This window comes from Sandaracinaceae bacterium (genome assembly GCA_016706685.1).
In the GTDB taxonomy this organism is placed as follows: domain Bacteria; phylum Myxococcota_A; class Polyangia; order Polyangiales; family Houyiibacteriaceae; genus JADJJE01.
Map to the genome: position 1 here is coordinate 53,505 of JADJJE010000017.1, position 10,297 is coordinate 63,801.

Here is a 10,297-nt window from a genome sequence, read left to right on the forward strand (position 1 = left end):
CAGCTCACGAACACCCTCCACCCCAGGTCAACGCAGTTGCACGGCGGCACCACGCAAGAGAGCACCCCGCAAGGCCACGCACCGTTCCGCACGGGCGCGGTCATCGGCGAGCGCTACGAGGTCATGCGTCAGCTCGACCAAGACCCCCTGAGCGCCCTTTACGAGTGCCGCGACCACGAGGACGACCGGCTGGTCTGGGTGCGCATCGCGAGTCCTGCGCTCTCCCCCGACGCCGACACGGCACGCGCCTATGCCAGCAGGCTCTCGCCCATGGTGGGGGTGAACGGGCCGCACCTGGCGGGGCTGCGCGCCGTGGATGTGCACCAGGGATCGACGCTCTTCGTGGTGGAGCCCCAGAGCCCAGGCACGTCGCTCAGTGCCATGCTGTTGAGCCGCACCGAGGCACGCATGAACGCCGACGAGCTGCTGCCCATCTTGGTGCAGCTCGCCGACGCGCTAGACGCCTGCCCGGCGGGGCGACACCACGGGGAGGTGCGCCTCGAGCGCGTGTTCGTGGACGGCATGGGCACGGTGCACCTGACCGGGGCGTTCCTCATCGCCGCTGCACCGCCGCGGCCGCTGGCCACCATCCTGCGCGCCCACGACCGGCTGCGACGCGAGTTCGCCCCCGAGGTCCTCACGGGTGTCGCACGCGACTCCGCCGACCTGTTCGCGGCCGGCCAGCTCGCGTACCAGGCGCTCACGGGAGAGCGCGCCTGTGAGCCAGGCGCCTCCGTGCCGGCGCGCCTCGGCGGCGTGGGAGACGAGATCGCCAAGCTCATCGCCGCCCATCCGCGGCGCCGGCCGCCCTCGCTCACGCCGCTGCTCGAGGCTCTCGCCCGCCAGGCGGGGACAGCGCTGCCCAGCCGTCCAGACGTCGCGCGCTCTTCGCTGCTGGGTGAGGGCGAAGAAGACCGCGTGGCCGAAGCCACCGCCGTGGTGCGCCACCCCAGCAAGTCGAGCCAGCCCCCGGGCGCGACGCGGGCCTTCGCGGCGAGGCCGGCGCAGGCGCGCAGCGCGCGGCGCCCCGCGGACGGTGACCAGAGCGGGACGGCCGAGCTCTCGCTCGACGACCTGAACGCCATGAGCGAGACCGGGGGGCCGGAGGAACAGACCGTGGACCACGAAGACCCCGCCGACGACGCCCTGCCCGAACTGGACGAGGACGCCAAGACTCGCCAGGTGAAGCTCGCTGACGTGCAGGCCCAAGACCCAGACGACGACAGCGACACTGCGGATACGGAACCCCCACCGCCGCCAGCCCCGTCCGGCGATGACGATGACGATGACGATGACGACGACGTCCCGCTCGTGCGCCCGCGCGACGAAGCCACGATGAAGATCGCCTTCGCCGACATCAAGCCCACGGGTCCCGCCCGGCGCACCCTGCAGGGTCCATCCACGCTGATCACGCGGCTGCCCAGCGGCGCCGAGGCCCCGGCTGCGGCGCGCCCCAAGGCCCAGCGACGTCGCCGCGATGTGATCGTCCCGGCCTTGTTCGCGGCGGTGGTCATCGTGGCCGCCAGCCTGGCGTTCGCGCTCTTCAAGAAGTGGCGCATCGAGCAAGACCAGCACGAGCGGGTGCGCGAGCACATCGAGCAGCTCCAAGACGCCGACCCCGTAGCCGGGCAAGCGCCCGCTCTGGCTCCCGCGCCGGGAGATGTGCCCCCCGCGCCCGAACACGTGCCTCCCGAAGGCGCCCCCTGAACGCGGGCTGCCAGGCGCGGGCAACGGGCGCCTTCGGACATTCGGACCTACACTCGTCTCATCGGTCAGCACGCACAGGCCCGCTGCTGCACCCCGCCCCGCGATGCTCATCCCCGGTCTCTTCATCACCACCGCCGTGCTCTACGGCATCGCGTGCGCGCTCTACCTCGCGCACCTGACGCGTGGTCGCGAAGGCCTGACGCGCGCCACCAACGTCACGCTGGGCCTGGCGGTGGCGCTGCACGTGGCCTACCTGGTGGGTGACGTGGCCGCTGGCAGCAGCCTGGTGGGCGACATCCACCGCGTGCTGTCGCTGGTCTCGTTCGCCATCGTCAGCGCCTTCCTCGCCACCACGCTCCAGCGCCCCGTGACGGTGCTGGGGGCCTTCATCACGCCGGTCACGCTGCTGTTCTTCCTGGCTTCGGGGCTCGGCCACAGCGTGTCGTCGGTGCCCCCCGAGGTGCGCTCGCGCCTGCTGCCGTTCCACATCGGTGTGAACGTGCTGGGCGTCAGCGCCTTCGCGCTCGCGTTCGGGGCGGCGCTGGCCTACGTGCTGCAGGAGCGCATGCTGCGCCGCAAGGAGCTGGGCGGCTTGTTCCAGCGGCTGCCCGCGCTGGACGTGCTGGACTCGCTCAGCTTTCGCGCCTCGCTGGTGGGGTTCTCCCTGCTGACCGTGGGCGTGGTCACGGGCGCGTTGTGGATGGCGCGCGAGCACGCGGGGCGGCTCATGCTGGAGCCCGCGCCGCTCATGGGCATCGCCACCTGGTGGGTGTTCGCGTCCATCCTCGGCCTGCGTGTCATGTCCGGCTGGCGTGGCCGGCGCGCGGCGCTCGGCACCATCGTGGGCTTCCTCTGCGCGGTGAGCGTGCTGGCCTTCTATGTCCTGCGCGCGTCCGGGGGCGCGCTGTCGTGAACAGCGACCTCATCGTCATCGGGTTGTCGCACCACACGGCCCCGGTGGAGCTGCGCGAGCGCCTGGCCACGGGCGACGCCGACGTGCCCGCCGAGCTGCAGGCCCTGGTCTCGGAGGCGGGGCTCCACGAGGCGCTGCTGCTGTCCACGTGCAACCGCGTGGAGCTGTATGCCCACGCCGCAGAGCCCCACAAGGCGCTCGAGCGTGCCCGGGCGCACTTCCGCGAGCGGGGCGGCGAGGGCGTGGAGGGCTGCCTCTATCACCACCGTGGCGCGGAGGCCACGCACCACGCCTTCCGCGTGGCGGCCAGCCTCGACTCGCTGGTGGTGGGTGAGCCGCAGATCCTCGGTCAGGTGAAGACCGCCTTCGAGCTGGCCAACGACGCGGGCACCGTGGGCATGCTGCTCGGGCGCTGCTTCACGCGGGCGTTCGCGGTGGCCAAGCGGGTGCGCACCGAGACGCGCATCGCCGAGGGCACGGTCAGCATCAGCTCGGTGGCGGTGGAGCTGGCGCAGAAGATCTTCGGCGAGCTCCGCGGGCGCCGTGCGCTGCTGCTCGGCGCCGGCCAGATGGGCGAGACGGCGGCCCGCAGCCTCAGCGCCACCGGCGCCCGTCTGGTGGTGGTCAACCGCAGCCGCGAGAAGGCCGACGCGCTGGCCACGTCGTGCGGCGGCGAGGCACGCGACTACGAGGCGCTGCTCAGCGAGCTGGTCCAGGCCGACGTGGTCATCTCGTCCACCTCGTCCACGGGCTTCGTGCTCACGCGCGAGCTCATGCGCGAGGTGTGCCGCTCGCGGCGCCACCGGCCCCTGTTCATCATCGACATCGCCGTCCCGCGCGACGTGGACCCTCGCGTGGCCGAGATGGACAACGTCTTCCTGTACGACGTGGACGACCTCCAGAAGGTCGCGGACGAGGGGCTGGCACAGCGCCGTCAGGAAGCCGAGGCGGCGGAGGCCATCGTCACGGCGGAGGTCACGGAGTTCGAGGCCTGGCGCCGCTCGCTGGCGCTCACGCCCACCATCGTGGAGCTGCGGAGTCACTTCCAGCAGGTGGTGCGTGAGGAAGTGGCCCGCACCGCGCAGCGTCTGTCCGGTAGCAGCGCGGAAGACGAACGCGCGCTCAAGGCCATGAGCGAGGCCATCGTCAACAAGCTGCTGCATCCCGCGCTCACCACGCTGAAGGCGGGCGCCACCCAGCCCGAGGGCGAGCAGCTCATCGCCGCGGCGCGCGCGCTCTTTCAGCTGGGCTCCGGCCCAGCCGCGGAGGCTGCGGTCGAGGCCGCTGACCCCAAGAAGGCCCACGAAGCACCGCGGGGCACATCCGTCGAACGGCCCGCCACCCCACCGCTCCCCACTCGAAAGACCCACGGCGCATGAAGCTCCGCGTGGCGACCCGCCGCAGCAACCTCGCGCTCACGCAGATGCGGGCGTTCACCGCGCGCATCGTGGCGCTCCACCCCGAGGTCGAGATCGAGGAGGTGCACGTCACCACGCTGGGCGACCGCGTCACCGACCGTCCGCTGGCCGCCATCGGTGGCAAGGGGCTGTTCGTGTCCGAGGTGGAAGCCTGCGTGTCGCGCGGTGAGGCCGACTTCGCGGTGCACTCGCTGAAAGACGTCCCGGGCGACGTGGAGCTGGCCGAGGGCATGGCGCTGGTGTGCCTCCCCGAGCGTGAAGACCCGCGCGACGTGCTGCTCACGCGTGACGGCATCGACCTCATGTCGCTGACGGCGGCGGCTCGTGTGGGGACCACGTCCCTGCGCCGCGTCGCGCAGCTGCGCGTGCAGCGTCCGGACCTGCACTACGCCACCCTGCGCGGCAACGTGGAGACGCGCCTCGGCAAGCTGGACAGCGGCGAGTTCGACGCCATCGTGTTGGCCGCGGCTGGGTTGCGCCGCCTCGGGCTGCTCGGGTCGCGCGCGCACCAGGTGCTGGACCGCGAGGTGTGTCTACCGGCCGTGGGGCAGGGCACGCTGGCCATCGAGGCGCGCGCCAACAACCAGGCGCTCATCGACCTGCTGCTGCCGCTCGAGGACCCCACCACGCGGCTGGCCACCGAAGCCGAGCGCGAGCTGCTGCGCTGCATGCAGGGCAGCTGCCGCGTGCCGCTGGCCGGCCACGCCACGTTGGACCCGGTGTCCGGGCGCATGCGCCTCGACGGCTTCGTGGGCGGGGTGGAGACCGACGAGACTCTCTCCGGCTGCAGCGAGATCTACCTTCGCGGCCGCACGCAGGATGCCCGCTGCGAAGAGGCACGCGCGCTCGGCCGCGAGGTGGCCGAGGGGTTGATCGCCCGCGGCGCCCAGCGCTTGATGCGCGAAGCCGAGGCCGCCGTGCTGCGCCGCGAGCTGACGAGCAACTGAGCGGGGCCTCTGGGCATCTCGAGAGGGGCGGGTTCGCTGCGTTGCGGCAAGGCGATATGGGCACCCACGGCTCGGGCCTCATGATCTCACACATCTCGCGAGGGGGCCGATTCGCTTTGCTGCAAGGTTCTATGGGCACCCCCGGCTGGAAGGGCTGGAAGCCGGGGGTGCCTATTGTGCCTTGCCACAAGGCACATCGGCCGCTGGCGAGATCCTCTAGTCTCAGCTGGGTGCCCATGACCCGGCGCCAGACGCCTTGACCCGACGCCGCGCGTCTGCAATCAAGCATGTGATATACCTGATTACTCCCGGAGGCCTCCGATGAGCGCATGGATGACCCACCAAGTTGGCGAGCACGTCCTCCTGGACGACCAGCTCTTCGAAGTGACGCAGGTCGCGCGGACGCGCTGGGGCTCCACCACGTATCGCGTCACGGCGGGTGATGGTCGCACGCGCTGGCTGACCCCGCGGCGCGCGGAGGCGCTCGCCCCGTACGTGGACGCCGCGACCATCGAGCGCATGGTGCTCGCGTTCTATGGGCGCATCCGCGAGGACGTGGTGCTCGGGCCCATCTTCGACGCGCGCATCGCCGACTGGGGGCCGCACCTCACGCGCATGGTGCACTTCTGGAGCGCCGTGCTGCTGGCCGCGCCAGGCTTCATGGGCAACCCCATGCAGAAGCACCGCGAGCTCACGGGCGTGGCACCGCAGGACTTCGAGCGCTGGCTCGGCCTCTTTGGCGAGACCCTGGGCGAGATCTTCGAGCCGCCCGTGGCCGACGCGATCCTGCTGCGCGCAAGGCGCATCGCCGGGCGGTTGAGCGGCGCGATGTTCGAGGAGGCGCGGCCCGCGTGCGCCTGACGTCCTTCACGGACTACGGGCTGCGGACGCTCATGTACCTCACCATCTCGGCGCGGCGCGGCGAGCCGTGCGCGTCGGTGCAGACCATCGCGGGGGCGCTGGACGTGAGCGCGCATCACCTGGCGAAGGTGTCGCAGGGCCTCGCGCAGCACGGCTTCGTCTCGGCGCGACGGGGCCGCGACGGGGGGCTCGTGCTGGCGCGCGACCCGGCAGCGCTGAAGGTGGGACAGGTGGTGCGCGCCCTCGAGCCGAGCGAGCTGGTGCCCTGCTTCGAGAGCGCGGACGCGTGCTCGCTCACGCGCGGCTGTGGCCTGGCTGGCGCGCTCGCAAGCGCTCAGGAAGCCTTCTTGGCGCACCTCGACACGGTCACCCTCGCCGACTGCGTGGTGCAGCCGAAGGCCCTGGTGCAGCTCGTGGCGCGCGCGCGCTGAGCGCTGCACGCGGCGCAGAGTCAGTTGGCCGCGAGGATGCGCTGCACGCCGCTCACCGAATTGCTCATGAGCGCGTCGCGGGCCACGCCGCCGCCCACGCAGGCCAGGTAGAGTTCCTGCCCGTAGAGCCGCAGCGGCCGCACCACCACTTCGCCCCCACGCAGCAGCGGGGGCAGCGGCATGCCCATCACCGCGCGGCTCATCAGCGGCGCGATGGCGCCCAGCTCCTCACAGATGCCAGCCTCCCCGGCGCTCGCGACGATCATGCCCTGCTGGTCGGCGAGGACCAGCGCCTCGAGGCCACCACGGGCCCGGCTGTGCTCCAGCTGGAAGCGCAGGGCCGCTTCGCGCTCGGAGGTTCGTTGCTGGCGTCGTTCTTGAAGCATCCACATCGCGTACCTGCCTTTGCGCACGTAAGATATCGTGCGACATGTAGGTAAGTGTAGACAGACGCGCTCGAGCGACCAAGTTCTCGGCAACACCGGGCTTTGACCCCATCCCCAACCTGCGATATCACGACGCACCCGAGTCTGGGCCCCGGCGGGTCTGCGAGAGGGTCTACCCACGGGAGCGTCCCCCTTTTCACGCTCCCAAAGTCGGCAGAGGCACGCAGAGGCACCCATGAGCTTGGCAGACGTCCTGAAGAGCAACCGCGTGGTGGTCACCGTCGGCAGCGGCGGCGTGGGCAAGACCACCACGGCCGCCGCGCTCTCGGTGCATGCGGCCATGCAGGGCAAGCGCGTGCTGTGCCTCACCATCGACCCCGCGCGGCGCCTCGCCAACAGCCTCGGGCTGGACGAGATGACCACGAGCGAGCAGGAGGTGCCGGCGCGCCTGTTCCACGAGAACAACCTGCCGCTGCCGCCCGGTGGCGTGCTGGCGGCCATGATGCTGGACACCAAGTCCACCTTCGACGAGCTGGTGAGGACGCACGCCAGCAGCCCCGAAGCACGCGACCGCATCCTGACCAACCGCATCTACCAGTACGTGGCGGGCTCGCTCGCGGGGACGCAGGAGTACATGGCGATGGAGAAGCTCCACGCCGTGCGCAAGCAGTCCAACTGGGACCTGATCGTCTTGGACACGCCGCCCACCAGCAACGCGCTCGACTTCCTCACGGCGCCGGAGCGGCTGATCGACGCCATCGACTCGCCCGCCGTGCGCTGGTTCATGCAGGCCATCGAACCGGGCAAGGGCCGCTTCGGGCTGGGCCTCATGGCCAGCGCGTCCACCGTGCTCATCAAGGGCCTCGCTAAATTCACGGGCATCGAGTTCTTGGAAGAGGTGGCCGGGTTCGTGACGGGCATCAACGACCTCTTCGGCGGCTTCCGTGAGCACGCCACCGCGGTGAGCGCCGCGCTGCGCAGCCCGGAGGTGGCCTTCGTGGTCGTCACCAGCCCCAGCCCCATGGCCATCCGCGAGGCCACTTACTTCGCGGACAAGCTGACCGACGCGGGCATGCGCCGCGACGCGGTGGTCATCAACGGCGTGCACGTGCTGTTGTCCGAGCCGAGCATCAGCGACGCAGCGCTGGCCACCGAGTTGGCCCCGCACCTCCCCGGCATGGACGCCGCGGACACCGTGGAGCGCATGATGCAGGCCCTCCAAGACGAGCGCTTGCAGGCGGTGGCGGACCGCATCGAGTCGGACCGGCTGCAGAACCACATCCGGCAGTCGCGCGGCGGCGACCGGGTGCAGTTCGTGGAGGTGCCGGCCTTCGAAGAAGACGTGCACGATCTCGCCGCGCTAGCGCGCGTTGCTTCGTACCTCACCGGCACGGCAGGCGCCGCGTGAGCCAGAACCAGACCAACACCGAGTGGGTCGCCATCGTCCTCGCCGCCGGGCAGGGCACGCGCATGAAGAGTCCGCTGCCCAAGGTGCTGCACGAGATCGCCGGGCGGCCGCTGGTCGCGTGGAGCATCGCCGCGGCGCTCGACGCGGGGGTGCAGCGCTGCGTGGCGGTGGTGGGTCATGGCCGTGAGCAGGTCGAGAGCACGCTCCACACCCGCTTCGGTGGGCGCGTGAGCACGGCGCTCCAGGCCGAGCAGCGCGGCACGGGCCACGCGGTGCGCTGCGCCATGGAGTCGCCTGCGCTCGCCACCTTCGAAGGCAACGTGGTGATCCTCTACGGCGACTGCCCGCTCATCCCGAAGGAGAGCGTGCACGCCCTGATCAACGCGCTGGACGCGGACGCGTCGCTGGCCATGCTCACCTCGCACCTGCCCGATCCGCGGGGCTATGGTCGCATCCTGCGTGACGCCGAGGGGCGCGTGCGAGCCATCCGTGAGCAGCGCGACTGCAGCCCGGGCGAGGCAGCCGTGCGCGAGGTCAACCCCGGCCTCTACGCGGTGCGAGCGGGGTTCCTGCGGGACGCCATCGCGCGGCTCAGCGACGACAACGCGCAGGGCGAGCTGTACCTGACCGACGTGGTCGAGCAGGCCGCCGCTGCCGGTGGTGTCCGAGACGTGGCGTGGGACATGGCCGATCTGCGCGGCGTGAACGACCGCTACGAGCTCGCGCTGTGCGCCGAGGAGCGCCGCCTGCGGATCGCCGCCGCGCTGGCGCGAGACGGTGTGGCCGTGCGCGACCTGCGCACCGTCTACGTGGACGCGGACTGCGAGGTCGCTCCGGGCGCGGTGCTCGAGGCGCAGGTGCACCTGCGAGGGCGCTGCGTCATCGAGACCGGCGCGCGCATCGACGTGGGCGCCGTGCTGACGGACGTCATCGTGCGTGAGGGCGCCGAGGTGCTGCCGTACACGGTGGCCAGCGAGAGCGTCATCGGCGAGGAGGCCACGGTGGGGCCCTTCACGCACCTGCGCCCGGCCACCGAGCTGGGCCGCGGGTCCAAGGTGGGGAACTTCTCCGAAACGAAGAAGACCAAGCTGGGCGAGGGCTCGAAGGTAAACCACCTGAGCTACGTGGGCGACGGCGTCATCGGCAAGAACGTGAACATCGGCGCCGGCACCATCTTCTGCAACTACGACGGCGTGCGGAAGCACACCACCACGCTCGAGGACAACGTCTTCATCGGCAGCGACAGCCAGCTGGTGGCGCCGGTCACCGTGGGCGCGGGGGCCTATGTGGCCAGCGGGACCACCGTGACGCGGGACGTCCCGCCCGACGCGCTGGCCGTGGCGCGCACCCGCCAGCAGAACAAAGAAGGCTACGCCGCACGCTTCCGAGCCCGCGCGAAGACGCCCGAGAAGCCGACTGAAGGCACGTGACCAACACCCCCACGAGCCTCCGCCGGAAGCGTGTCATCGCGTTGCCTCTCTTGCTCTCCGTCGCTCTCGCAGCGAGCGCACCCTCGCGCGTTGCGGCCCAGGACGCCTATGGGTGCGTCGACGAGCTGGACGACGACGAGGTCGCGCGCCGGACGAGCGCCATCGCCCGTGAGTTTCGCTCGCACGAGCGACACGCGCGCGCCTTTCGCTTCGGGTGGATGAGCCTCTTCGCGGTGTTCGCAGTCGCCGAGTTCGCGTTCATCGGGCCGCGCGCCGAGGGTGCCCAACGCTGGAACGCGTACATCAGCGGCGTCGGGGCCACTACCGCCATGGTGCAGCTGGTGGCGTTGCCCATGCCCGAGGTCTGGGCACGTCGGCGCATCGAGCGTATGCCCAGCGACACCCCGGAGCAGCGCCGCGCACAGCTGCGCTACGCCCTCGACGCACTCGAGTTGGCGGCGAACGGCGACCGCATCATCCACAGCGCGCTGTCGCACGCGAGCGCGGTCGTGTGGAGCGTGGGCTGGGGCACGCTGCTGAGCGTGAAGTTCGACAAGCCGCTGGTCTCCGCCATAGCCTTCCTGGGAGGGCCAGTCATGAACGAGACGCGCATCCTGACCGCACCCAACTGGGCCACGCAAGCGTGGGTCCGGACGCGCGCGGGCTTCTGCTGGGATCGCTACGTAGACGACGCGCCGCGCGAAGCCTACTGGGACGAGCCCGAGACCGAAGCCCGCTTGTCGCCTACCCTCGGCGGCCTCAGCCTGCACCTCACGTTCTGACGGGGGGCGCTCAG

At 71.2% G+C, this 10,297-nt stretch carries 10 protein-coding genes; 9 read left to right on the plus strand and 1 reads right to left on the minus strand.

What is annotated here, in order from left to right:
* The first annotated feature begins 36 nt into the window (after positions 1–36).
* From IPI43_21185 to IPI43_21210, 6 genes are all read left to right on the plus strand, one after another.
* Complete coding sequence (locus IPI43_21185; protein ID MBK7776619.1) at positions 37–1,707, plus strand: hypothetical protein; 1,671 nt, start codon at positions 37–39, stop codon at positions 1,705–1,707.
* Between the two features lie 103 nt (positions 1,708–1,810).
* Positions 1,811–2,620 (plus strand): cytochrome c biogenesis protein CcsA, encoded by an 810-nt coding sequence (gene ccsA / locus IPI43_21190; protein MBK7776620.1) that lies wholly within the window; start codon positions 1,811–1,813, stop codon positions 2,618–2,620.
* Positions 2,617–3,999 carry a glutamyl-tRNA reductase gene (locus tag IPI43_21195; GenBank protein ID MBK7776621.1) on the plus strand — a complete coding sequence of 461 codons (1,383 nt, stop codon included), beginning with the start codon at positions 2,617–2,619 and terminating at the stop codon, positions 3,997–3,999. The genes ccsA and IPI43_21195 overlap by 4 nt, the downstream gene beginning before the upstream one ends.
* The gene (gene hemC / locus IPI43_21200; GenBank protein MBK7776622.1) at positions 3,996–4,985 is read left to right on the plus strand and encodes a hydroxymethylbilane synthase; all 990 of its coding nucleotides are present in this window, start codon (positions 3,996–3,998) and stop codon (positions 4,983–4,985) included. The genes IPI43_21195 and hemC overlap by 4 nt, the downstream gene beginning before the upstream one ends.
* 333 nt (positions 4,986–5,318) lie before the next feature.
* Positions 5,319–5,846: a group III truncated hemoglobin gene (locus IPI43_21205; protein MBK7776623.1), complete on the plus strand. Its 528-nt coding sequence runs from the start codon at positions 5,319–5,321 to the stop codon at positions 5,844–5,846.
* A gap of 32 nt (positions 5,847–5,878) precedes the next feature.
* A complete protein-coding gene (locus IPI43_21210; GenBank protein ID MBK7776624.1) occupies positions 5,879–6,277 on the plus strand; it encodes an Rrf2 family transcriptional regulator in 399 nt (132 codons plus the stop codon).
* 20 nt (positions 6,278–6,297) lie between these two features.
* Here IPI43_21210 and IPI43_21215 read toward each other — a convergent pair whose 3' ends face one another.
* Entirely contained in the window at positions 6,298–6,663 is a 366-nt protein-coding gene (locus tag IPI43_21215; GenBank protein ID MBK7776625.1) for a hypothetical protein, read from the minus strand.
* A 268-nt stretch (positions 6,664–6,931) separates the two neighbouring features.
* Here IPI43_21215 and IPI43_21220 point away from each other — a divergent pair, with 268 nt between their 5' ends.
* From IPI43_21220 to IPI43_21230, 3 genes are all read left to right on the plus strand, one after another.
* Positions 6,932–8,071 (plus strand): ArsA family ATPase, encoded by a 1,140-nt coding sequence (locus tag IPI43_21220; protein ID MBK7776626.1) that lies wholly within the window; start codon positions 6,932–6,934, stop codon positions 8,069–8,071.
* Positions 8,072–8,133: 62 nt separating this feature from the next.
* A complete protein-coding gene (gene glmU / locus IPI43_21225; protein ID MBK7776627.1) occupies positions 8,134–9,501 on the plus strand; it encodes a bifunctional UDP-N-acetylglucosamine diphosphorylase/glucosamine-1-phosphate N-acetyltransferase GlmU in 1,368 nt (455 codons plus the stop codon).
* Positions 9,498–10,283, plus strand: a complete 786-nt coding sequence (locus IPI43_21230; GenBank protein MBK7776628.1) for a hypothetical protein — start codon at positions 9,498–9,500, stop codon at positions 10,281–10,283. Before glmU ends, IPI43_21230 begins: the two co-directional genes overlap by 4 nt.
* Positions 10,284–10,297 lie beyond the last annotated feature (14 nt).

Bases quoted from the DNA above. Each gene is read 5' to 3' on its own strand.
- ccsA (MBK7776620.1), top strand. From the start codon at position 1,811: ATGCTCATCCCCGGTCTCTTCATCACCACCGCCGTGCTCTACGGCATC.
- IPI43_21210 (MBK7776624.1), top strand. From the start codon at position 5,879: ATGTACCTCACCATCTCGGCGCGGCGCGGCGAGCCGTGCGCGTCGGTG.
- IPI43_21205 (MBK7776623.1), top strand. From the start codon at position 5,319: ATGACCCACCAAGTTGGCGAGCACGTCCTCCTGGACGACCAGCTCTTC.
- IPI43_21215 (MBK7776625.1), bottom strand. From the start codon at position 6,663: ATGCTTCAAGAACGACGCCAGCAACGAACCTCCGAGCGCGAAGCGGCC.
- glmU (MBK7776627.1), top strand. From the start codon at position 8,134: ATGAAGAGTCCGCTGCCCAAGGTGCTGCACGAGATCGCCGGGCGGCCG.
- hemC (MBK7776622.1), top strand. From the start codon at position 3,996: ATGAAGCTCCGCGTGGCGACCCGCCGCAGCAACCTCGCGCTCACGCAG.